Origin of the sequence: Pseudomonas plecoglossicida NBRC 103162 = DSM 15088 (assembly GCF_000730665.1) — a bacterium.
In the GTDB taxonomy this organism is placed as follows: domain Bacteria; phylum Pseudomonadota; class Gammaproteobacteria; order Pseudomonadales; family Pseudomonadaceae; genus Aquipseudomonas; species Aquipseudomonas plecoglossicida.
Genome location: NZ_BBIV01000013.1, coordinates 83654 through 107306 on the forward strand (window position 1 = coordinate 83654; position 23653 = coordinate 107306).

Sequence of the window (23653 nt, forward strand, 5' to 3'; positions counted from 1 at the left end):
CGAAAGGACCTTGGCGCGCACAACAAAAATAACCTGAGGTTCACATGCAAGAGCAACTGAAGATCGCCGGGGCCTTCGTCGGCGTGATCGTGGGAGCGGGCTTCGCGTCCGGGCGGGAATTGCTGTTGTTCTTTGTCGATTTTGGCGTCTGGGGCCTGGTCGGTGCGCTGGTCAGCGCCGCCTTGTTCACCTTCCTCGGCATGGCCCTGGCCGGGCTTGGCAACCGCCAGCGCGCGACCTCGCACAAAGATGTGATCCAGGCCATCTGCGGGCGCCACTTGGGCCTGTTCGTCGACTGGCTGATCACCTTCTTCATGTTCGCCGTGACCGTGGTCATGCTGGCCGGCGGCGGTGCCTTGCTGGAGCAGCAGTTCGGTATTCCGGCGCTGACCGGCAGTGTGCTGGTGACCCTGCTGGTGGTGGGCATCGTGTGCCTGGACGTGCGCAAGGTGATCGTCGCCATCGGCGCCATCACGCCGCTGCTGATCCTGGTGGCCTCGGCCATCGCGCTGTACGCCGTGTTCACTCGCGGGCAGAGTTTCGCCATGCTCGATCAACTGGCCAGTCAGCAGCAGGCAGGTACGCGCCACTGGTTGCTGGGGGCTTTTTTGTATGTGTCGTACAACATCGTCGCGGGTGCGCCGATCCTGGCGATTCTGGGCGGCTCGGCCAAGGGCGAGAAGACGGCGGTGTGGGGCGGCTTGCTTGGGGGCGCGGCACTGGGCGGGCTGATGCTGGTGATGAGTGCCGGGTTGCTGTCGCGCCTGGACAGCGTCGCCGATTTGCCGATGCCGATGCTGTCGATCGCCAATGAGGTTTCACCGCTGTTGGGGCTGGTGATGTGCCTGATCATCTTCGGGATGATCGTCAACACGGCGGTGGGCACCTTGTTCTCGTTCCTGTCGCGGCTGCTGCCGGCGGGCACGGCGAAGTTCCGCTGGGGCTCGGTGGTGACGGGGGCGGCGGCGTTTGTCTGCAGCCTGGTGGGGTTCATCAGCCTGGTGGGTGAGGTGTATCCGCTGTTTGGGTACCTGGGGTTCGTGCTGATGGCGGCGGTGTTGCTGGCCTGGGTGCGGCGGGGGAGGCAGGGGAAGGTGGTGGTGGCTTAGGCTTTGTACGAAATCCCGAGAAACCCAATCGGCGTTCTTGTTTCTGTCTTTCCCGGGATTCCGTGAAGAACCGAAAAAAAGGGGGGCTAACGAGCCTGTCGATCTCACTCTAGGCCTAAGTCGCGGTGGCCTGACAACCAAAATCCACATGCTCTGCGACGCCAACGAGACACTGTTGCGCTTCCTTCTCTCTGGCGGTCAAGCCAGTGATAGCTACGCCCAACCCCTGTTGGACGAAGTCAGCATTCCATAGAGCCAAAGTGGCCGTCCGCGTAAACGCTGTAAATGGTTGCTTGCCGACAAGGGCTGCGACGCCGGAGCGCTGCGCCGCCCCTGCGACCAATATCGAATGCAGCCCGTCATTCCTATGCGCTCGATGAAGCGCAACCCCAAGCCTGGCTTACCCAGACTGTTTGATCGGCCCAAGTACCGACAGCGCAACATCATCGCGCGCATGTACGGCTGGCTGAAAGAGAACCGTCGGATCGTGACACGCTTCGAAGAGCCCGCGAAAAGCTATGCCGCTATGGTTTGTTGGTGTGTTCCATGCGGTATTTACGACACCTTTTTTCGTACAGAGCCTCGCGCTGATGGCCATGCAGGCCTATTCGCGGGTAACCCCGCTCTCACAAGTGACGCACATGGAGAGCAGTCAAACATGAATGTGTGCTTTAGAAAACTGACATTTTTATCAGTTGTGGAAAAGCCACATGTCCTTAGTATTTGCCAAGCGCAGTGAGAAACAATAATCAAATTTGTATTTCGGTTTTACTTTGGAAGGAGAAGTCATGGCCACCTCAAAAGATACTGCTCACGGCACTTCACCGGTAAAATCCTGCGAAGGTCTTTATACGAAGTTACCAGGCCTAGGCACCATCACCGTCAACCCGATGACGGGAGACGGTCAGTTCAAACTTCCGATTGCGAACCTAGGCAGTGCCGACGGAGGGGCTTTTTTTGAGCTGGCACTAACCAGCGCTTGTAATAATCCGGTGTTGCATCTGATACCGATTGGCACTTGGTCGCAATCATTCAAGTTGTCCGGGGGTGCGGATGACCCGCGCATCGATATGGACTATGAGCTTGATTTCGACGAGGTTATGCACCCAGATGGACGTTCGATCAAGGCGCATTTGAATAATAAGGGCCGTACCGATGGTTCGGACTTTGTACTGGACGCGGTAACGTTCGCCAAGGCCAGGACGGAGTATGCCATCCAACAGCAAAGGGGCAGCCGCGAAGCCACTGAAGCTGAGCTGGAAAACATGACAGATGCTGAGTTGAAGGCGCACCAAGAAAAGTACTCGCATTTTAAGGAAATCGATAATAAAACCGTCGGGCTCATTGCCAAGAACGGCGTTGTGTACGAGTTCGAATGCTGGGGTACAGGGCGGCCGCACAGTATCTCAAATATGTTATTGACGCGTGTCGCGCAGCCGAGAGCCCGGGCGTTAACGTTCTCATGGAAAAATCAAAATTCTGATAAGCCGAGGTTGGCGTCCATCAATGATGGCCTCGGTGATTTGCTGAGTGTGACTTGGACATCCGACAAAAAATTCCAGTTGGCGGTGTACCCTAATACGCCTCGTGCAATGACCTATGATGTCAGCCTGAAGGACAACGCCTGGGAAATCGAAGTAGAGGGGGATGACCCTCTGGCGGAAAACCAGGTTTATCGCATTGATACGACCGCTGGCAAGATTAATGGCATTGAGCTGAAGACAAAGTATGGAACATTCAACAACGTTGATAAAGTTCGGGTCGATCAGGAAGTGTTGACGTATAAAGAAGGTAAAATCTTGCGCCATGAGATTGCAATGGCCGACAAATTGGATTCTAGCGCTCACGAGTATACGTATCAAACTGAAAAAACCACCGTAGTGGCCAAGCACGGTGCCGAAGAGGTTGCCAAACGAACCCTTGAATACAAGGAAGGCATGCAAGTTGCAGAAGAGAACGTTGTCAAAGGGGTAACTACTCGGCGCCGTTTTTCCACCGAAATGGATGAAAAACAGGGCAGGATAACGTTCACGACGTCAAGCAAGGTAGGTGACAACTCTGAACAGAAAAGCGAGATTACATTAGATGCGTTGGGTAATCTCGTCAAATTGATCGAAGGTGATCAGATCATTGAGTGGAGTTATTTTAATAACTATCGGAATTTCGAGGTCAGAGAGTGGCGAGTAGCGCGGGCCGAGAAAAATATAGCGGCTTATATTTATCGAACATTGTTCGGCGTTATAAATACTGACGTGGCCCCCATCGTCTTCGGCAGCAACAGTGGTTTGACCAGTAGTGTGTTTTCCTATTCGTCCGTATTGTCATCCGTTGCCGCGTGTGATTATGCAAAGGCGTCCTTCAATCTACCGGTAGAAATTAATTATCCCGGCGATTTCGACGGACTCTCCGTTCATGTGGAGTCGCAGAAGGTCAGCCGGGTCGTGAACGGCAAACCCAAGGTGGTGCAGGTGACCTACTTTGGCTATGAAAAATTGCCTTGCAAACCCAGGGATGGCGTATCGCGATCTCACATCGTCGTACCGACGAAGAAACTCACGGTGCTCAATCCGGAAATCGAAGACGTGGATCTCACCGAGATTCAACACGGTTTGGCAAAAAAAGGGGCCGCCGATTGGTTTTCGCTATTGGACAAGCAGATTGATAAAGCCCAATCCGATGACGAGAAGGATGCCTATAAAGCACAAAAAAGCTTTCTTGAAGAAAGCCTGAAAGCGCAGAGCAAGTTAAATTCGAAAGGGTTCAAACTGAAAAACTTGAATGCTACAAATATCCAGGTCGAGGAGTTGACTTATTATACGGATGAAGAATCACCCGCTTTTGGAAATGTCAAATCACAGACCAGTTATTTGATCGACAAGGATGGCAAAGAGGTCGAGAAGTCGCGCAAGAGGACGTCTATCGAGCATGCTGCCGATGCCGAAGATAAACGCGAGCACGCCATTACCATTAAAGTCAAGGCCGATAAAATAGAACTGGTGTCAAGCCAGAAACGTGCTGGGGTGGACGAGCACATTCTGCAGACACAGGACAGCGATGGCCTACAAACCCATTGGGTGTACGGCAAGAACGGTTTGGTGGCGAGTGAGCAGCATAAACTGGGCCATGTAGAGACAGCCAAGATTGTCTACAGCACCGACCTGCTTGACAGCGGTCTGATGCGTTATCAAGTGTCCGATAGCGAGTCAGGTGACGGGCTACGTGTGACGTTCGATGGCCTGGGGCGTGAATGCGAGGTGTATCGGTCGCGGGATGGCAAGGCTTGGCTGTTATGGTCGCAGGTTAGCTATGACAGCAAGGGGCGTACCAGCAAGAGTACCGAGTACGACTATGACGGAGTGGGTAAACGGCTCTCCAGCCATGAAACCAGTTGGGCATTTGATAAAACGAAGAAAAACTGCACGATCACGAAAATTTTGCGTGGCGGTGATAACAAGGAGATAGGCCGTAGCTCGCAGGTTGTGGCATCGACAGATGAGGGGCTCAGCGTGACACGGGGCACTTTGAAAACGCTCCGTAAGTTAGACGTTACGAGCAAAAGCCTTACCGTGATTGAAAGCAATAGCGACGGGAAAGCTTCCCAGGTGGAACGCACCGTTGCTTTTAACGCTGCGGGCTTGCCTACATCGCTGAAAATCACCTCCGGTCTCGACAAGCAACGCAAAGTGCTCTTTGAATCGGCCAACAACTACAACGCCGAAGGGCTGCTCGAAAGCCAGACGGTGAATGCGCAGCAGCTAGCGGCCTATGAATACGATGCCTACGGCCGCCTGATCAAGCAAGACAATAGCGGAAGCGTCGTGAGCTGGGGCTACTCACCCTTCTCGAATAGTGCTATTGCGACGGGGGCAGCAATCACGGGGGCAGATGGTGTTGCTACCACGCTGGGGAGTCAATCCTTGGATGCCCTGAGCCGAGTAGTTGAGCGTACGGTCAATGGTAACGCGCAGACGTTCAGTTATTCCTCGGCTTCGTTACCCGGCTTCACCGCTGAGCCTGCCGGGCCGGAGACGATGAGTGGTTATACATCCGGTTGGGATGCGCTCACCTACACCGAGACGTGCCCAGTAAGCGACAGTATTGCGGGGGACAGCGAAAATCAGTTATCGACCGTCAGCCGCTTCAGCCTGCGTGGACGTTTGTTGGAGATGACCGATATTGGCGGCAACGTAACTACCTATAAATACGATGTTGACGGGCGTATTAGCGAGACGAGTAGCGCTGTGTGCAAGTGTTCCTTCGTTTTCGCTGACGACGGTCGGCTCAAGGAAGAGACTGTCGAAGATCTGACCAACCAGCGCAGTATGAAAGTCAGTTACGCCTATGATTTGCTTGGCAATGAAACCTCTCGTACCTTCACCTGCGACGGTATGAAGGAGCACGTCGTGGAACGCACGCTCAAGAAAGACGGGCGACTTGAGAAACGCACGATCAAGATAGATGGGAAAGAAGACGGTACTGAAAATTATGAGTATGACGCTCAGGGTCGGCTAGTAAAATGGAATTCAACTGATGGCGGTTACTACTATAGAGACGGTCTTCGAGTGAATAAGCAGACGTATAGCTACGATGCGCTCGGAAACGTTGTTTCAACTCGGCCAACCCAGAATTATCACTCATTCCCTTGGGGCCCTAAAATGGATCGTACCTTTGCTGAAGGAAAGCCAGGTCTGCTCCAGAAACAAGAGAACGAAACGTCGATAGGTAGTGACAGTCAGGGGCGCTGGACCAATAATCGCAAGAGCTACCATGCGAATGGACAAGTTGATTGCTCACAGTGGCATGGTCCAGTCTATTCGACAGGCACCACGCGCTTAAAGTTTGGCTACGATGATCTGGGTCGCCTACGTGCGCTGTTCACATTCGGGAATAATGATAGTCCACGTGGTTTCCAGTTTCACTACCGAGAGGGCAAAATTTATGCGCGCTCACAGGTGACAACGAATAGTCACATGTGGAACGGTGTCACTCAGCGAAAAATGATCCTCCTCAATGAAAGCCCCGGTTGCTTTTTGCAGCAATGCTGTGATTTAAAAAAAGGTACTGAGCAGCCAGCGCAATACACGTTCGAACTGCGTGATGCTACGGGTACAGTATTTGCGACGCTGAACGGAGATGGAAAGCTCCATTATCATCTTTATTCTCCCTATGGGCAGCGCTGGCGGGGTGGCGAATGGGAGGATTGGCTTGGTTTCAAAGGGGAAGTCCTGCTACCTGATGAAACCTACTACTTCGGAAGTTACAGGGCATATGATCCGAAACTTATGTCGTTCTGCAGTCCTGACAGTTGGAGCCCCTTCGGACGCGGTGGGCCGGCTGCCTATGCTTATTGTGCGGGTGACCCAGTGAACTATCACGACCCGAGCGGCCACCAGATCGTTGCGCAGTACCAGCGACAAGATGGGACGGCGGCGATGTATAGCAAGGAATTTCGTATTGCCATGGCGATAGTGAACGTTGCAGTCGCCCCGTTTACCGGGGGAGCAAGCCTTGCCGTTGCGGTGGGGGCGACAGGCCTTGCAATGGTTTCGGCGGGCTTTGATATCGCTTCAATCCTGCTTGAAGACAGCGATCCAGAATTAGCAGGTGCATTCTCAGTGCTTGGGTTCGGCTTCGGTTTAGCAAGTATGGGGGCAGGGTTGGCGGAGGGGCCAGGTCGTATAGCGAATAACGGCGCTCGCCCGAGCACAGCGGCTGTTGTAAGTAAAAGAATGGGGGGGGAGTCAGGATTCCAAACGTTGAGCGATGATTTTAGATATTTTTATGATGTGCACAAGGGGAAGCCGCGGATCGTGCTGGAGGGACATGGGTTGCCCGGTATCATACAAGTTGAAGGTAAGTTGCTTGATGCGAAAGGTCTGTTGAAATATCTTGATGCGAAGGGTGTGAAATACAAGGGTATGGAGTTTAAATTGCATGTTTGCCACTCGGCCGACTTCTATGATGCCGGCTATAATAGTCTTGCCGGAGACCTTCACTTAAAGTTAGGCGTGACCGTGAAAGGCTATGAAGGGGAGCTTGAATTGGCAGGGTTGGTGGGGAAGTATAATTATACGGATCCACATGCGTTCGGGAATGCTACTACTACAAAGTATCATCTTGATAGGCCGTTTGAAGAGTATGTTATGCGGAAAGGGCGGGACGTTGGTGTCGCTCACTTACAGCCAAGAAAATTGGACTGGGTGTATCCTGAGAGCGGCAACCCATTCTTGAAGCAGTATGAGTACTGGAAGCCGGTAACTTACCATGCCAATTTGCTTGACCCGTCAAACCCATTAAGGCGTGTACGCCAGTACACACCGGAGATGCTTATGAAGAGGTTTAAAAAGAACCCCTTGATTTATGCAGATCCGTATGCGGCACCTGGCAGTCCTCCGCGACTCACCGAGGGTGAACTGTGTTGACAAGAGGGTCGCCGCGTCATCTGAAGATGCAAAACTGGACTAGATTTTGATTCAGGCTTGGGTTTGCACTTCAGCGAGCGCACCGGGATGACGGGGTTGCGTTCGATATCGGAGGGCGCTGCGCAACCCCATCGCCGGCTTGCCGGCGATGGGGCTCAACTCAGATCCGGAAGCTGCCCACCAATTGCTTCAGGCGCCCAGCCTGCTGCGCCAGCGCATCGCAATGCTGCAGCGTCTGGTTGAGGTTCTCTACCCCTTGCTGGTTCAGCGCATTGATCTGGGTGATGTCCAGGTTCAGGCTCCCGACCACCGCGGTCTGCTCTTCGGTGGCTGTCGCCACCGACTGGTTCATGCCGTCGATCTCGCCAATGCGCTGGGTCACGCTGGCCAGCCGCTCGCCGGCCTGGTTGGCCACCTGCACGGTCTGTTCGCTGGAGACCTGGCTGGTGTTCATGGTGTGCACGGCCTCGCGCGAGCCCACCTGCAGGCTGGTGATCATGCGGTGGATCTCCTCGGCCGACTCCTGGGTACGGTGCGCCAGGTTGCGCACTTCATCGGCGACCACGGCGAACCCGCGCCCGGCCTCGCCCGCCCGGGCGGCCTCGATGGCGGCGTTGAGCGCCAGCAGGTTGGTCTGCTGGGAAATGCCCTTGATCACGTCGAGGATCTTGCCGATGTCGTCGGTGCTGGCATTGAGCGTTTCGATTTGCGCGCAGGATTCGCTGATGCGTTGCGACAGGGCGGTCATGGCACTGATCGCTTCCTCGACGACCGCTCGGCCACCGTGGGCCTGTTCGCTGGCGCCGCTGGCATGCTGCGAAGCATCTGCGGCATTGCGGGCGATCTCCTGGGTGGCGGCGCCCAGTTCGTTGATCGCGGCGGCCACGCTGTTGGTGCGCATGCTCTGCTCTTCGGAACCGATGATCGAGGCATTGGAAGCGTTGACCACTTTTTCCGAAAGGTCATGCACCAGGCGCGTGGCCGAGGACACTTCGCTGATCGAGGTATGGATGCGCTCGACGAAATGGTTGAACGAGGTGGCCAGTTCACCGAACTCGTCCTTGTGCACCACCTCCAGGCGGCGGGTCAGGTCGCCTTCACCTTCGGCGATGTCACGCATGGCGCGGCCCATGGTGGTCAGCGGGCGCATCAGCACCGGGATCAGCAGGCCCAGCACGACGGCAATGGCGGCCACGGCGATGAGCATGGCGATGATCGCCGAAGTGCGGAACTGGCCGATGGCGGCGTAGGCCTTGTCCTTGTCGATCGACAGGCCGATGTACCACTTCGCCGAGGGCAGGCCGGCCACCGGGGCGAAGGAAATCAACCGGTCCTGGCCGTCGAGCACCACGTCCTGCATCCCCGAGGTCACCCGCAGGCCGCTGCCAGGGTAAATGTCCTTGAGGTTTTTCATCAGCTGGTCCTTGTCGGGGCTGACGATCACCTGGCCGTCGCTGTCGGTGAGGAAGGCGTGGCCGATGCCGCCGAAGTCCACCGAATTGATGATCTGCACCAGGGTGTCGAGGGTCAGGTCACCGCCGACCACGCCGATCAGTTCGCCGCTGGCCTTGCTTTTCACCGGCGTGGCGATGGTCACCATCATGCCACCGAGCGCACCCTGGTAAGGCGCGGTGAGCACGGTCTGCCCGGCACTCGTGGCGCTGGCGTACCAGGGCCGCTGGCGCGGATCGTAACCGGCGGGCATCTGCGTGTCGGGGCGCTGGGTGAACGTGCCATTGGCCTGGCCAAGGTAGGTGAACAGGAAGTTTCGCGTATAGGAAGGCTGCTCGATCAGCCCGCCCAAGGTATCGCCCGGCCCTTGTGTGGCGATGTCCTGGGCCAGGTTTTCCAGCACCAGGATGCGCCCGCTCATCCAGTTCTGCACGCTGCTGGCGGTCAGCGCACCGGCCTGCTGGACCGACGCTTCGATGTTCTGGCGCAGGGTGTTGCGTTGCAGGTAATCGTTGTAGAGGGTGAACAAGGCAAATGCCAGCACCACGACGCCGCAGGCGCTGAGCAGGATCTTGTGGCGAAATTTCAGCTTCATGTTTCGAGACCTTGAGCCATGGAGGGGAGGGTGCCACGCGCTCGTGACGCAGCGGCGGGACCTGTCTCCTGAGCTATCGGCTGACGGTGTAAAACATTGAATATCTGAGCATTGTCTTGGGGGAATTACGACGGACGGCAGCCTACCGGGCGGCTAGCAGTTCGATCAGCAGGCGCGCGGCCTGGCGCAGCGGTTGTTGCTTGCGCCAGAAGGCGTGCACGGGCAACTGCAGTTCGTTGCGGGTGTTGCGAAACGCCAGGCGCACCAGCCGCCCGCTGTCGATCAGTGGCGCGACTCGGGCCAGTGGCAGGTCACCCCAGCCCAGGCCGGCCTCGACCATCTGCAGGGCCAGGTCGAAGCTGTCGGTGGTCCAGTGCGTGGCGCCGATCAGCGCACGCGGATCGAGCAGGGGCAAGTCGCGGCTGCGCACCAGGATCTGACGCACTTGGATCAGGTCTTCCAGGTATTGGATGCGGCCCTCGTGCACGGCCGGGTGGCTGGGCGCCAGGGTCGCCACCAGCGATTCCATGCCGATGTGCTGGAAGCCGCGCCGGGCATCGACCTGCAGGCCGGCGAAGGCCAGGCACAGGTCGGCGCGGCCGCTGTCGAGCAGGTGCAAGGCCTGCTCCTGAGGGGCGCTGAGCAGCTCGATGTCCAGCAGGGCGAAGCGCTCGCCGAGGGTGGCAATGGCGGCCAGCAGCGGGCGGTGGTCGATGTCGGGGACCACCGCCAGGGTCAGGCAGCTCTCCAGCCCTTGGGACAGCTCCAGGGCGTGTACCTGCAACAGCCCCAGCTGTTCGGCGATCAGCCGTGCGTGGGGTTCGAGCGCCAGCGCCTGGGCAGTGGCGCGGACCTCCCGCGGGCCACGCTCGAACAGGGTGTAGCCCAGCTCTGCCTCAAGGTTGCCGATCGCCATGCTCACCGCCGATGGCACACGCTGCAAGGCGCGCGCGGCGGCGGAAAACGAGCCGTGGTCGAGTACCGCAAGAAACAGCTGGATATTGTCGCTGGAAAAGTTCATGGCAGCCTCCTGTCAGCAAATCTGATAGCTGCCGACTTTTTCTGTCAAGAACATTGAAGCATCCTTGCGCCCCTTCGCTTTTCGCCATACGAGGTCGTCCCGGTGCAGGGAGTCAAACGCAAACTGGTCTATGTGACCTTCTATGAACTGATCGGCCTGTGCATGTCGACGCTGGGGCTGGCCTACCTGTCGGACACCCAGGCCTCGCACACCGGGCCCCTGGCGGTAATGATCACCACCATCGCCATGCTCTGGAACCTGATCTACAACAGCCTGTTCGAATGCTGGGAAAGCCGCCAGGCCAAACGCGGGCGCAGCGTGGCGCGGCGGGTGGCGCATGCCATCGGCTTCCAGCTTACCTTGGTGGTGTATCTGATTCCGCTGATTGCCTGGTGGTTGGGCATGAGCCTGGTCGAGGCGTTTCTGGTGGACCTGGCGTTCATCATCCTGGTGCCTTGTTACACCTTTGCCTATAACTGGGCGTTTGACCGGATCTTTGGTTTGCCCAAGTCGGCGCTGGCCGCGGCTTGAGGGTGACGGTACTGGCCCTATCGCCGGCAAGATCAACCTCTAGGGCGGTATGCGAATCAACAGCGGCTCTTGCCGCGGCGCCTGCGCCTGAGGGGTCTCCGGCTCCTCGGGGTGCGGCGCACTGGCCAGCAGGCTGTCCTCGACCTGCCCCGACAGGTAGTACACCCCCGCCATGGCGCCGCTCTGGCGGTTCTCCATCAACTCCCGCCATTCCTGGTTGAGCGCCACGTTGAGGATCACCCGCAACTGCTCGACCATCTGCGGCTGCTCGCGGTCATGGCTGATGATCCCGTACCCTGTCGCCGCGATCGAGATCATCGCCCCCGCCACCTTGCCCACGGCACTCGCCACGGCGCTGGCGATGCCGCGCGGGGCCAGGGTGGCACCGAGTTTCTCGCTGGCGCTTGTGGCCACCGACGACAGGCCTGCGTCGGTCTTGCCAGGTCCTTTGGCGGCTTGCCGGTGCAAGTGGTCGCGCAGGGCCAGCCAGGCCGGTTGCTGCTCGAGGGGTTTGGCCCGCAACAGTTGGTAGAGACTGGCATTGCGCGCCGGTGGCGGCCCCAGGTGGATGGCCGGGATGCGGTTCAGGCGCTGGCTGAGCTGGTCGGGCGCGGCGTTGTAGCGCTGGATGATCGCCGGCAGCTGTTGGCCGAACAACTGCAGGTAGAGTTCGCTGGCACGGTCGCGGATGCCTTCGGGGTTGATCTGTTCGGCGACCGGCTCGATGACCCGTTCGTGGTACTGCTCCTGCAGGTACAGGGCCAGGCGTTTTTCCGCAGACTCGCGGCCTTCACCGCTGTCGAGCTTGTACCAGGCGACCTTGAGGGTGAGCCATTGCTGGGTCCAGTAACCGGTGAACCACGGGATGAAGTCGCTTTCCGTGCGTTGCTGGACCTGCTCCTTCCACACCCGCATCGAGCGTCGCGCATAGTCGTTGGCAGAGCCTGCGGCGCCGACCGAGGCGTCGATCAGCTCCTGATCGATGCGTTGCCAGGCGGCGGGGTCGAGCACGGCAGGTGGCGGCGGGGGGGCGGGGCGTTTGCCGGCGCAGCCGGCGAGGGCCAGCAGGAGGCAGAGCAGGATGGGGATGCGCAGGGTCACTCGGCTGCCTCCCAGGGGTAGAGGCTGGGTAGTACTTCGAGTATAGGGCGCGGCCAAGGGGACTGCGCTGCAGTCCATCGCCGGCGAGCCGGCTCCCACAGGGACCCCGCAGGCTTCAAGTTCTGTGTAGTCCCTGTGGAAGCCGGCTTGCCGGCGATGGCCGCGCAGCGGCCGCTGTCACTCCAGCTCCAGCTTTTCTTCCAGACGGTCCAGGTGCTCATGCATCAACGCCAGCGCCGCCGCCTCGTCACCGGCCTCTACCGCATCGATGATCGCGGCATGTTCCTGCCAGGCGCAGTGATCGCAGCAGGGCGACTCATAGCGGGCGATGATCAACGAGGTCATCGGCACCAGCCCATTGAGGAACCTGGCCAACGGCGCGTTGGCGGCCACCTGGGCGAGCTTGAGGTGGAACTCGCCGCCCAGCCGGATCGCCGCGCAGCGCTCGCCACGTTGGTGATGCTGGCGCTCGCGCTCCACCAGCTGGCGCAGCTGGCGTACCTGCGCGGGGCGTGCGCGCCGGGCCGCCAGGCTGATCAAGGTGGTCTCGGCCAGGCGCCGGGCACTGAGTACCTGGCGAGCCTGCTGCGGGTCTGGCGCGGCCAGGTGCGCGGTTTGACTGGGGCGTTGCACCACCACCTGCTGGTCCGACAGGCGCCCGAGCACCCGGCGGATCACCGTGCGGCTGACCCCGAAGGCGTTGCCCAGTGCCTGTTCGGGCAGCAGGCTGCCAGGCGGCAGGCGTTGTTCGAGGATGGCGTCGAACAGGCGTGGGTAGATCTGTTCGGCCGACAGGCGGGTTTCGCCAGCGGCGAGCAGGGCAGGCAGGCGGGGGGCGGCGTGGGCGCAGGCGGTCATGGTCGCTCTCCTTGGTTCAGGGCTGCGGATGGTCGTCCGGAATGTTCAGTTCGATGCCCATGCGCAGGCCCTCGGCGAGGATGTGCCGGCGCATCTGGGCACTGGCCTGGGCGCTGTTGCGTTCGCGGATGGCGCGGACCACGGCTTCGTTTTCCTTGAGCCGCGCGGCCAGGTGTTCGGGCGAATTTCGCAGCATGTCGGCGCTCTGCTTGAGGGCATTGCCGGTCTGCTGTACCACGCTCTGGAAGATCGGGTTGGTGGTCAGGGCGAACAGCGCCTCGTGGAAGGCGATGTAGGCCTTGGCGCCGGCTTCACTGTCATCGGCTTCCAGGGCTTCGCGCATGTCCATCAGGGTCAGGCGCAGCTGGCCGATGTCCTGGCTGTTGGCCGACTGCGCCACCAGGCCGACGATGAAGGGTTCAAGGGTGTAGCGCAGCTCCAGCACGTCGGCCAGGCTGGCGGCGGCGGTATCGCTGCCGGGCTCGTGCATGGCCGCCTCGGCATCCAGCACCAGCACGCCCTTGCCCGGCATCGAGCGCACCAGGCCCAGGGTTTCCAGCACGGTCATCGCTTCGCGCAGGCTGGGGCGGCTGATGCCCAGCTGTTCGGCCAGTTCGCGCTGGCCGGGCAGCATGTCGCCGGAACGCCATTGCCCGCGGGCCAGGGCCTGGCGAAGTTTTTCCACCACTGAGGTGACGACGGTCGAAGAACTGATCACGTTTCGCTCCTGGAAGGGCCGGCGTCAGCACCGGCCGCATGGTCTCAGAATTCCTGTTGATGGGGGTTGGCTTGCTTGCGTGGCGCGTGGGCGAAGCCGGGCTTGCCATCGAGCACGTTCTGCGCGCGCTCAAGGTCGATGTCTTTTTCCCAGCGGGCAATGGCCACCGTGGCCACGCAGTTGCCGATCAGGTTGGTCAAGGCCCTGCCGATGCCCATGAACCAGTCCACCGCCAGCACCAGCACCAGGCCCACCACCGGAATGGCCGGCACGGCAGTCAGGGTGGCAGCCAAGATCACCAGCGCCGAGCCCGGGATGCCGTGGGCACCCTTGGAGGTCACCAGCGAGACCAGCAGGATGGTCAGCAGGTCGGTCATCTCCAGCGGTGTGCCGGTGGCGTTGGCGATGAACACGATGGCCAGGGTCAGGTAGATGGAGAAGCCGTCCAGGTTGAACGAGTAGCCGGTCGGGATCACCAGGCCGACGGTGGAGCTGCCGATCCCCAGGTGTTCGAGCTTGCGCATGATCTGCGGCAGCACCGCGTCGGACGATGCGGTGCCGAGGACGATGGTCAGTTCCTCGCGCAGGTACTTGATGAACGGCAGCAGCTTCAGGCCCGACAAACGCATCACCGTGCCGAGGACGATCAGCACGAAACCGGCGCAGGTCAGATAGAACAGGGCCACCAGGCCGCCCAGGTGCTGCAGCGATTCCAGGCCATATTTGCTGGTGGTGAAGGCGATGGCGCCGAACACGCCGATCGGTGCCAGGCGCACGATCATGCCCATGATGCGGAAGATCACATGGCTCAGCTCGTTGATCAGCCGCGAGATGCCGGCTGCCGATTCGCCCACCAGGTTCAACGCGCTGCCGAACAGCACCGAGAACAGCAATACCTGGAGGATGTTGTTGTCGGCGAAGGCACCGACCACCGAGGTCGGGATCAGCTCCATGAAGAACGCGGTGGCGCCGTGGATGTGCTGGCCACGTTCGGCCAGGCTGCTGGCGTCGGCGCTGGACAGCTGGTCCAGGTGGATGTTGGCGCCGCTGCCGATGCCGCTGCTGAAGGCGAACACCAAGCCGATCACCAGGGCGATGGTGGTCAGCACTTCGAAGTAGATCACCGATTTCAGACCGATACGGCCAACCTTTTTCAGGTCACCGGCACCGGAAATGCCGCTGACCACCACACAGAAGACGATCAGGCCGATGAGCATCTTGATCAGCTTGATGAAGCCATCGCCAAGGGGTTTGAGTTGCAGGGACACTTCGGGGAAGCTGAGGCCGCAGGCGATGCCGAGGGCGAGGCCGAGCACCACTTGCAGGAAGATCGAACGCGAGCACCATTTGAGCATGGGAGGGATCTCTGGTCGGTGTCCTTGCTTCGGTGCCGCACGGGGCGAAAGAGCGCAGGACTTCATTATTGTTGTGGTCTTACCGGTTTGTTCAGCGCGAGGTCCATAAAACCGCGAAAGAACCTACATTGCAAGGAATTTTGGCCTTACCGGTCTGACCAGTTGAGGCGTGGAAGGTCTGCCAGGCTCTAGCTCGGTCGTGTGCTTGCCTCCCATAGCCCGACGCTATATCCAGTTACATTTGTATCATTCATGTAATGAATTACGTAGAATTCACGGCGTGGATTGTTTCCGCGGCCTGCCTGGACAGCTGCCGGTACGTCAGTGAATGGAGTTTCATCGTGCGCCTCAACTTGCCGGTTACCCCGGTCGAGCAATGTTTTCCCAAGGATCAGCGGCTGATTTCGGCCACCGACATGGCCAGCCTGATCACTTACTGCAACCCCGAATTCGCCGCCATCAGCGGCTACAGCGAAGCCGAGCTGATCGGTAGCCCGCACAACCTGGTGCGCCACCCGGACATGCCTGAAGCGGTGTTCGAGTTGATGTGGCGTTACCTCAAGGCGGGCAAGAGCTGGATGGGGATCGTCAAGAACCGCTGCCGCAACGGCGACTTCTACTGGGTCAATGCCTACGTCACGCCGATCCTCGAAGGCGGGCGGGTCGTCGGCTACGAGTCGGTGCGGGTCTGCCCGACCCGTGAGCAGATACGCCGGGCCGAGGCCCTGTATGCACGCCTGCGCGAGGGTAAAGGTTCGCTCTCGGTTGGGCGCCGCCTGGCATTGCTGGGCCAGGCGCTGGCCCTGCCGCTGCTGGGCGGGATTGTTGCCGTGGGCGCCAACCAGCTGTGGCCGGGGCCGCTTGGCCAAGGGCTGACCCTGGCGGTATTTGCAGCCTATGGGCTGTGGGCGCGCAATGACCTCGGGCGGCAGTTGCGGCGGGTGATCGAGGGCGCCGAGGGCACCTTCGCCGACCCGCTGGCCGCGCTGACCTACAGCGATTTGCCAAGTGCGGCGGGGCAGCTGCAGCTGATCCTGATCAGCGAGGAGGCACGCCTGAAGACCGCGCTCACCCGCCTGAGCGACCTGGCGTCGCAGATGGCCGTGGCTGCGCAGGACGCCGGGCGTCTGTCGCGCGGCACCGAGTCAGCCTTGCTGGAACAGCGTGCCGAGACCGACCTCAGCGCCACCGCCATGACTGAAATGGCCGCCTCGATCCGCGACGTCGCCAGCCACGTGCAACTCACCGCCGGCGAAGCGCATACCGTGCACCTGCTCGCCGAACAAGGCAGCCAGGTGGCCGACGCCAGTGGTGCGGCGATCCGCGCGCTGGCCGATACGGTCGAGCAGATCAACCAGGCCGTGCTGCACCTGGCCGGCCAGTGCGCCGCGATCGGTGAAGCGACCGGAATGATCCGCGCCATCGCCGAACAGACCAATCTGCTCGCCCTCAATGCCGCGATCGAGGCGGCACGGGCCGGCGAGCAGGGCCGCGGCTTTGCCGTGGTTGCCGATGAAGTGCGGGCGCTGGCCGAGCAGACCCGGCAGTCGACCCTGCACATCCAAGGCATCATCGATGGCCTGCGCAGTGGTGCCGAGCAGGCCGTGGACATGGCCAGCCAGGGCATCGCCGGTGCCGGAGAGGGCGTGGCGCAAGTGCAGCAAGCACAGCAGACGCTGCACGGCATCCGCGACGCGGTGCAGCGCATCAGCAGCATGAGCCAGCAGATGGCGGCCGCTTCGCAGCAGCAATCGGCGGTGGCCGAGGACGTGTCACGGCAGATCATTGGCGTGGCGGCCATCGCTCAGGACAGCGCCCGCAGTGCCAATGCCGCGGCTTCGCGCGGTGCGGAGCTCGAGCAGGTGTGCGTCGGGCTACGTGCCCTGGTAGCGCGCTTCGACCGCTGACCCAGGATGCTTATGGACGATATCTATCGCGCTGCCGTGGACGCGGCCGCGATCTTTTCCGAAACCGACCTGCGCGGGCGAATCACCTACGTCAACCAGCAGTTCTGCAGCATCTCCGGCTACAGCCGCGACGAGCTGCTGGGGGCCAACCACCGCATCCTCAACTCGGGCCTGCACGAGCCGGAATTCTTCCTGGGCATGTGGCGTGCCCTGGTCGCGGGCAAGGTGTGGAAGGGCGAGATCTGCAATCGCGCCAAGGACGGCTCGCTGTATTGGGTCGACAGCACCATGGTGCCGCTGGTCGACCCTGCGACCGGCCAGGTGCGCAAGTACGTGTCGATCCGCTTCGACGTCACCGAGAAGCGCCAATTGCTGCACACCCTGCAATGGCGGGTAGGACACGATGTGCTGACCGGCCTGCCCAATCGCACCTACCTGTCGGATCTGCTCAACCAGGCCTTGGCGTTCTCTCGCCGGGATGACATCGCGCTGGCGGTGTGCATGCTCGACCTCGATGGTTTCAAGGCGGTCAACGATGGCTACGGTCACGCGACCGGCGACCTGTTGCTGGTCGAGGTGGCGCAGCGGCTCAAGGGCATCCTGCGGGCGGGGGATTCGGTGGCACGCCTGTCGGGCGACGAGTTCGTGCTGATCCTGCGGCATGTCGACACCCCGCAAGAGTTGCATGTCGCCTTGCAGCGCGTGCTCAGGGCGCTGGCCGCGCCCTACGCGATACGTGAGCACCGGTTGTCGTTGAGTGCCAGTATCGGTGTCACGCGGGTGCCCCAGGACGATGAGGATGCCGACACCCTGGTGCGCCATGCCGACCAGGCCATGTACGTGGCCAAGCAACGGGGCCGTAACCGCTACCACGTGTTCGACGTGTCCCAGGAGCTTGAACTGCAGGCCACCCACCAGACCGTGGCGCGGGTGCGCTGGGCCCTGCGCAACCGTGAGCTGTGCCTGCACTACCAGCCCAAGGTCAACCTGCGCACCGGCCAGGTGCTGGGTTTCGAAGCCCTGCTGCGCTGGCAGCGCCCAGGTGGCGAGTTGGTCCTGCCGGGCCAGTTCCTGCCGCTGGTGGAGCAGACCGACCTGATCGTCGAGATCGGCGAGTGGGTGATCGAGCAGGCCCTGCAACGCCTGCAGGCCTGGCAGCGGCAAGGCCGGCCCTGGTCGTTGAGTGTCAACATCGCGGCTCGCCATCTGCAGCGCGACGATTTCGTCGAGCGTCTGCAGCAGTTGCTGACGGCTTATCCGCACGTCGACCCGACCCGGCTGGACCTGGAGATCGTCGAGTCGGTGGCGATCGACAACCTGCAGCACGTCAGCCGCTGCCTGGAGGCCTGCCAGGCACTCGGGGTACGCTTTTCCCTGGATGACTTCGGCACCGGGTATTCGTCGCTCAGTTATCTCAAGCGCCTGCCAGCCCAGACCATCAAGATCGACAAGTCGTTCGTGCGTGACATCCTGCACGACCAGGACGACCTGGCCCTGACCGGCGCGGTCATCGGCCTGGCGCGGGCCTTTGGCCGCGAAGTGGTGGCCGAAGGGCTGGAGAGTGTCGAACATGGCCGGGTATTGATGTCGCTGGGCTGCGAGCTGGCGCAGGGGTACTGCATCGCCCCACCGATGCCCGCCACCCAGGTGGTGCAGTGGGTGGCGAGCTACCGGCAACCGAGCGAGTGGAAGCACGCCTGACCGGCTCAGGCGAGCGTGCTGGCCATGGCCTCGGTCAAGCTGCGCAGCAGCGCCTGTTCTGCCTGTGCACGGGTACTGAGCAGCAACTTGCTGGCCCGGGTGTAGATGCCGGTTTCATCGACATAGCGGTCGGAAACCAGGTCGACCCGCTGCACGACACCGTCGCGCCGCCAGTGCAGGCCATCGATGTTGCCCAGTTCCCGCTCCAGCGCATCGATGTAGGCTGACGGCACGCTCGGCCCGGTATAGTCCCCAAGGTTATCCGTCGCTACGAACAATTCGCTGTGGTACTCGACTGCAGCGTCCCATTCCCTGGCCAGCGCGTCGAAATCATTCCTATGCAGGCGACGTAGCCAACTCTGCCAGAACCGCTGCTCGCAGGCCCATTGGCTGAAAACGGTGCGATTCACATCCGACCTTACGGCGGCACCCAGACGGTCTACTGTCGCCGGGCTCAGGCGTGCCAGGTAGTCGAACATGATCTGCTGCGGTTGCGGCGGCAGCCCGAGGGATTCGCGCAGATGCATGCGCGCATGCAGGGCCATCTCGATTTCGTCGATGTTGTAGTCGGGGTCGGTCAGTGCGCCATCGTCCAGGTCATCGTCCGCATCCAGCGGTGGCGCGGCTTCACGCGCGGCATCGTCCGCCGCCTCTGCCAGCGCGCTGCGCCTGGCCACGCGGGCGTTGTACAAGTCGCCCACGCGTTCGTCGAGGCGCTGCTGGCGCAGCAACCCGGCGGCGCTGTCCACGGCGACCTGTTCGCTGGCCGCGCTGGCATCGGCGACGTTGATCGCGTCCCACAGCATCACGTCGGTTTCGATCTGCTGGAACAGCAGGCTGGCCTGGTCGACGCAGCCTTGGGTGGCATCGTTGATCGCCTCCATGACCTGTTCGTGCAGTTGCGCCCGGCCCCAGCCACCGCTGTCGGCTTCGCCAGGCGTGGCGCTGAGCGTACGCAGCACATGCTGCATGCGGGCGCGCATGTGGGTCGGTTGGCTCAGGTAGTCCGCGGTCTGGTTCAGGCGCTCGAACAGTTGGTACAGCGGCTGCCAGGCGGGCTCGTTGGCGGTCAGCGCCTGGTGCTCCAGCAGGTCGTCTGGCCAACCGATGTACCAAGGGTCTTCGGCGTCGCCGACACTGATCGCGGGCAAACCTGCGTCGGCCAGGCGCTGTTGCGCGTGCTCGCTGAACGGGTTGTTGTCGAAGTCGAAACTGGCACGCGGTTCGCCCCCATGCACCGCCTCGGCGAAGGCGCAACCTTGCAGGTCCGGCGCGTCGATGATCTGGTTTTCGCTGAGGTCCAGGCTCTGCAGTTGAAGTGGGCGTCGGTTCATCAGCTCGGCGAGGCCACTGGGCCATTGGCCAATGCCGGTTCGCTGCAGGTCCAGTGCCTGCAGGTGGTGCCAGCCGCTGACATCAGGGGCCATGTCGAGCGGGTTGTCACTCATGAACAGCGTGTGCAGGCGGTTCAGGCGGGCGAGGGCGGCGCGGCTTTGCTCGGTCAGGGTGGTGTCGTTGCCGGACATGCTCAGGTCGATCAATGACGGCCAGCGCTCCAGTGCCTGGAAGTGCTCGGTGGTGAGGTTCAGGCCATTGCTGTCGATGGCCAGGGTCGCCAGGGTCGGCAGGCTGGCCAGGCGATCGAGCGCTGCGACCGGAAGTGCCTGCAGGGTATTGCTGAGGTTCAGGCGCAGCAGGTTGCTGCGTCCTGCCAACAGATCGAGGTTGCTGCCGTCGTCAAGGTCAAGGGCGTTGTTCGACAGATCCAGGCTTTGCAATTCGCCCATCCGCTCGATGGAGGACGGGATGTGCTCGAGCAGGTTGCACTCCAGGTCCAGTGCCTGAACGCTGGGGAAGTTGCCGAGAAACGGGTCCAGGCTGGCCAGGGATGATTCGTACAGGAACGTGATGCCCAACTGCCGCACATGGGGCATCGGCGCAGGCAGCGTGGGCAGGGCGCCGAGGTTGCGGCCATCGAGTTCCAGGATCACATGCTCGATGCTGCTGGTCACGTTGGTCGACTCTCGGCGCCAGGCCATGCGCAAGCGCCTGGCTGCTTCGGCGCGGGCACTGCGTTGCACGATGAAGGCGCCGTTTTCAGCGACATAGGGCTCGTGAATCCACAGCTGCAGGGCGCTCTCAAGCTGCAGGTACTCGACCCTGAGGCGTTCGAGCAGTGCGCCGAACGATTGTTCACCGGCTTCCTGGATCAGGCGTTGACGCAAGACCACCCGGGCTTCTGGCTCGGTGGCAGGGAACAGTCGGTTGAACAGCTCGTCTTCGCTGATCCAGCCCTGGCCGCGGCCACTGAGCGGATAGCCAAGCTGGCCGCCCGGTAGGCGTCGTGGCAAGCGATACAGGGGGCGCACAGGTTGCATGCCCAGGTGGCGTGCCGCATTACTCCGGTCGGCGGTCAGGATGTCGAAAAGCGCATCGTTGAGCGCCTCGGGTTCATGGATCTGCAGGCCGAGCGACAGGCGCTCGCTGTCGGGCAGCGCATTGAGGATCGCCTGGAAGATGTCCACCGGATCGGCCAGGGTTTCATTCCGTTCATTGCGTGGCTCATACCCTTTTTCATTGCGAATGAGCGTTTTCGTCGGCAACTGTTCATTGCCGCTGGCGTGTATCAGGCGACCGGATGACGATCCTTCGCGCAGCTCGACTCGCACGCTGCCTGTCCAGCCTGGCAGGTGCTCGAGGGCACCGAATACCAAGGCGTCACGATCAGCGGCCGGGCCGCTGCGCAGCTGCATCCGGGCCAGGGCGCGGTTGAGGCGGGCATCACGCAGGTACAGGCGTGCGGTTTCGGCCAGGCGCAGGGGCAGGCGCTGGGTGCGTTGCATCTGCTCAAGTTCCGCTGGACGCGCCTGGGCGAGTATTTCGGCCCGTACCCTTGCGCTGAGCGACGGGAAGTCCCGCGCCAGCAGATTGCCATTGGGTGCAACGGCCGGTGGCGGAGGGACCTGTCCCCCTAAGGCTTCCAGGCTATCGAACAACAATGCAGGGGCGGGTTCGCGGTCGACCATCACCCGTCGCAGTATCGCTTCGTCGTACCCGCTGCATTGCAACGCGCGCTGCAGCATCGGCTGGTCCATGCCCGTGGCGGTACTGGCCAGCCGCTGCAGCAGCTGGGCGCGATCCCAGTGCAGGGGGTGTTCATGGGCGAAGATCCAAGGCCCTGGTTCGATGCCCTGCAAGGTCGGGCGGATGCGATGCCCAGGGGTTGCAGCCAGGCGTCGACCGCCAGCAGGGGGCGTTTCCAGCAGGTAGCGCTGGCCCTGCATCTTCAGCCAGCGTTGTCCTTGCCCTTGATGCAGGCCGTCGGCACCTGCTGTCAGCGGGGGGGCCGACTCGCGCTGGAAGGGTGTCAGGTCGCCGTGCCAGAGTCGCGTGCCGACCTCGCTGTCGACCATGTGCCAGGCCTGCAATGGCCCGGCAGGCGCAACCAGCCCGGCGGCAGCGCCCAAGGCCGCGAACTGCGCCAGGCTTTCGACAACGCTGAACAGGTGGGCAATGGCCTCGTCACTGTCCTGCTCGTTGGCGGCGTGGACGCCTTCGAGGAATTCGTCGACGATTTGTCCGCCGCCTACCACCAGCATCAACTCGGCCAGGCCGGGAACGAAGAAACTCGCCAGGTTCAGTACAGTCAGCCCGGTGCCCAGCCAGCTTTCGAGGCGTGCCATTTGAGCACGCGCGTCGAGCTGGCGGACCGGGACGGCCACGCTGGCAGCATCGACGAACTTGCGTTGCACCAGCGTCCGCGCCCGGGCCTTGAAGCAATCGCCTTTCCAGGGCGTCAGGGTGAGCGGCAGGCGCGCGTTCAGGTCGCGGGTTTCCTGCCATATGCCGTGGGGCGAGGGGAAGGCACGTTTGAGCCAACTGAAACGCTCACCCTTGTCCAGTACCGGTGGCGTGGCGTGCAGTTCGGCGTAGGGGTAATGCGGGTAGAGGCATTCGCGCAGGCGCTTGCTGAATCCGGTCTGTTCGGCCAGTGGCACGTGGCGGCAGAAAAAAGCTCGAAAATCGTGATCGGCCAAACGCTGTGTCAGCGCGGTCTTCAGCGTCGCCAGGGAGTCGTACTGGCGCAGCGGGCCTTGCGGGTCGCCTGGCAGATAAAAGAGGCAGGGTTCGCTGGCGCTCGGCTGTTCCAGCTGGATCACCAGCGGGCCGTACAGAGGCGTGTCGAACAAGCTCACAAACGCACACTGCAAGGCGCGCGTACTGTAGGGCGTAGCCACGGCCGAGTGGTTCGCCAGCGCCGCTGTAGCGAGTGCTTCGCCGCGGCTGTCGATGTGGCCACGCAGCTTCGCCAAGGCAGTCTCGGCGCGCAAACTGGCACGATCCTGGGCCGCGAGCAATGCACGAAACGCGTCGTTGTCGACCACATCACCCAGGTGAAAACGGTATCGCTGGCCCAGGTCAAGGTTTCGCACGCCTTTGATGAAGGTCGAGGTATCCAGCGCCAGCGGGCTGTAATCCGCTGCGAGCAGCTTGATCTGGCCGTCGGAGGAGAAATTCTGCAGGGCAGCTTCCAGCATGGACAGGTGCTTCAAGCGCGGATCTTCATTGAACAGTACCCGTGCCTGAAGCAGTGTCGCCGCCGGTGTATCCGGGAACCAGTGGGCAAGCGCCTGTTTCAGCAACGGACGGCAGAAGGCATCGACCGCTTGCAACGGCGCGAAGGCCCGTTTCAGGCGCTGTGTCTGGCGCTGACTGTCACGGATCAGCAGCGCCAGTTCGGCGCGCTGTGCCGGGGTGGCCTGGTGCAGCCACTGCGGGATCTGACGCTGGATCAGCGCGAGATGGGAGTGAAGGGCATGGGTCATCGCAGGCTCCTGCTGGGGGGGAGCAGGAAGGCTAGCGACGCGCTGTACAGGCAGGCG

12 protein-coding genes and 3 pseudogenes are annotated in these 23653 nt (G+C 61.5%); 7 read left to right on the forward strand and 8 right to left on the reverse strand.

Annotated features, from left to right (window positions below; genetic code table 11):
• Window positions 1–44 precede the first annotated feature (44 nt).
• The 3 genes and pseudogenes from PPL01S_RS09995 (at window position 45) to PPL01S_RS10000 (ending at window position 7531) form a co-directional block, all read left to right on the forward strand.
• Entirely contained in the window at window positions 45–1109 is a 1065-nt protein-coding gene (locus PPL01S_RS09995; RefSeq protein WP_016394446.1) for a YkvI family membrane protein, read from the forward strand.
• A 73-nt stretch (window positions 1110–1182) separates the two neighbouring features.
• A pseudogene (locus PPL01S_RS24620) lies at window positions 1183–1700 on the forward strand (IS5 family transposase); the annotation flags it as partial.
• 197 nt (window positions 1701–1897) lie between these two features.
• Complete coding sequence (locus PPL01S_RS10000; protein ID WP_028625644.1) at window positions 1898–7531, forward strand: RHS repeat domain-containing protein; 5634 nt, start codon at window positions 1898–1900, stop codon at window positions 7529–7531.
• A 160-nt stretch (window positions 7532–7691) separates the two neighbouring features.
• On the opposite strand, the gene PPL01S_RS25990 is transcribed toward PPL01S_RS10000, so the two are convergent.
• The 3 genes and pseudogenes from PPL01S_RS25990 to PPL01S_RS10010 form a co-directional block, all read right to left on the reverse strand.
• The gene (locus tag PPL01S_RS25990) at window positions 7692–8432 is read right to left on the reverse strand and encodes a methyl-accepting chemotaxis protein (RefSeq protein ID WP_373271135.1); all 741 of its coding nucleotides are present in this window, start codon (window positions 8430–8432) and stop codon (window positions 7692–7694) included.
• A gap of 117 nt (window positions 8433–8549) precedes the next feature.
• A pseudogene (locus PPL01S_RS25995) lies at window positions 8550–9578 on the reverse strand (HAMP domain-containing protein); the annotation flags it as partial.
• A 142-nt stretch (window positions 9579–9720) separates the two neighbouring features.
• A complete protein-coding gene (locus PPL01S_RS10010; protein ID WP_016394443.1) occupies window positions 9721–10599 on the reverse strand; it encodes a LysR family transcriptional regulator in 879 nt (292 codons plus the stop codon).
• A 102-nt stretch (window positions 10600–10701) separates the two neighbouring features.
• Between PPL01S_RS10010 and PPL01S_RS10015 the strand changes: the two genes are divergently transcribed.
• Window positions 10702–11130, forward strand: a complete 429-nt coding sequence (locus tag PPL01S_RS10015) for a PACE efflux transporter (RefSeq protein ID WP_016394442.1) — start codon at window positions 10702–10704, stop codon at window positions 11128–11130.
• A gap of 39 nt (window positions 11131–11169) precedes the next feature.
• On the opposite strand, the gene PPL01S_RS10020 is transcribed toward PPL01S_RS10015, so the two are convergent.
• The 4 genes from PPL01S_RS10020 to PPL01S_RS10035 all read right to left on the reverse strand — a co-directional run bounded on the left by PPL01S_RS10020 (window position 11170) and on the right by PPL01S_RS10035 (window position 15162).
• A complete protein-coding gene (locus tag PPL01S_RS10020; RefSeq protein ID WP_016394441.1) occupies window positions 11170–12231 on the reverse strand; it encodes a hypothetical protein in 1062 nt (353 codons plus the stop codon).
• A gap of 177 nt (window positions 12232–12408) precedes the next feature.
• The gene (locus tag PPL01S_RS10025) at window positions 12409–13089 is read right to left on the reverse strand and encodes a GntR family transcriptional regulator (protein WP_016394440.1); all 681 of its coding nucleotides are present in this window, start codon (window positions 13087–13089) and stop codon (window positions 12409–12411) included.
• A 16-nt stretch (window positions 13090–13105) separates the two neighbouring features.
• On the reverse strand, window positions 13106–13807 hold the full coding sequence (locus PPL01S_RS10030; RefSeq protein WP_016394439.1) for a FadR/GntR family transcriptional regulator: 702 nt from the start codon (window positions 13805–13807) through the stop codon (window positions 13106–13108).
• Window positions 13808–13851: 44 nt separating this feature from the next.
• A complete protein-coding gene (locus PPL01S_RS10035) occupies window positions 13852–15162 on the reverse strand; it encodes a C4-dicarboxylate transporter DctA (protein WP_016394438.1) in 1311 nt (436 codons plus the stop codon).
• A 257-nt stretch (window positions 15163–15419) separates the two neighbouring features.
• Here PPL01S_RS10035 and PPL01S_RS26000 point away from each other — a divergent pair.
• The 3 genes and pseudogenes from PPL01S_RS26000 to PPL01S_RS10045 all read left to right on the forward strand — a co-directional run.
• Window positions 15420–15833: pseudogene (locus PPL01S_RS26000) on the forward strand (PAS domain-containing protein); the annotation flags it as partial.
• A gap of 159 nt (window positions 15834–15992) precedes the next feature.
• On the forward strand, window positions 15993–17069 hold the full coding sequence (locus PPL01S_RS10040; protein ID WP_415639462.1) for a methyl-accepting chemotaxis protein: 1077 nt from the start codon (window positions 15993–15995) through the stop codon (window positions 17067–17069).
• 12 nt (window positions 17070–17081) lie between these two features.
• Window positions 17082–18770 carry a putative bifunctional diguanylate cyclase/phosphodiesterase gene (locus tag PPL01S_RS10045; protein ID WP_016394436.1) on the forward strand — a complete coding sequence of 563 codons (1689 nt, stop codon included), beginning with the start codon at window positions 17082–17084 and terminating at the stop codon, window positions 18768–18770.
• 5 nt (window positions 18771–18775) lie between these two features.
• On the opposite strand, the gene PPL01S_RS10050 is transcribed toward PPL01S_RS10045, so the two are convergent.
• Complete coding sequence (locus PPL01S_RS10050; RefSeq protein ID WP_028625643.1) at window positions 18776–23596, reverse strand: dermonecrotic toxin domain-containing protein; 4821 nt, start codon at window positions 23594–23596, stop codon at window positions 18776–18778.
• Window positions 23597–23653: the final 57 nt, after the last annotated feature.

Coding starts and splice junctions, on each gene's coding strand:
- PPL01S_RS09995 (WP_016394446.1), top strand. CDS start 45: ATGCAAGAGCAACTGAAGATCGCCGGGGCCTTCGTCGGCGTGATCGTG.
- PPL01S_RS10000 (WP_028625644.1), top strand. CDS start 1,898: ATGGCCACCTCAAAAGATACTGCTCACGGCACTTCACCGGTAAAATCC.
- PPL01S_RS25990 (WP_373271135.1), bottom strand. CDS start 8,432: ATGCGCACCAACAGCGTGGCCGCCGCGATCAACGAACTGGGCGCCGCC.
- PPL01S_RS10010 (WP_016394443.1), bottom strand. CDS start 10,599: ATGAACTTTTCCAGCGACAATATCCAGCTGTTTCTTGCGGTACTCGAC.
- PPL01S_RS10025 (WP_016394440.1), bottom strand. CDS start 13,089: ATGACCGCCTGCGCCCACGCCGCCCCCCGCCTGCCTGCCCTGCTCGCC.
- PPL01S_RS10035 (WP_016394438.1), bottom strand. CDS start 15,162: ATGCTCAAATGGTGCTCGCGTTCGATCTTCCTGCAAGTGGTGCTCGGC.
- PPL01S_RS10045 (WP_016394436.1), top strand. CDS start 17,082: ATGGACGATATCTATCGCGCTGCCGTGGACGCGGCCGCGATCTTTTCC.
- PPL01S_RS10050 (WP_028625643.1), bottom strand. CDS start 23,596: ATGACCCATGCCCTTCACTCCCATCTCGCGCTGATCCAGCGTCAGATC.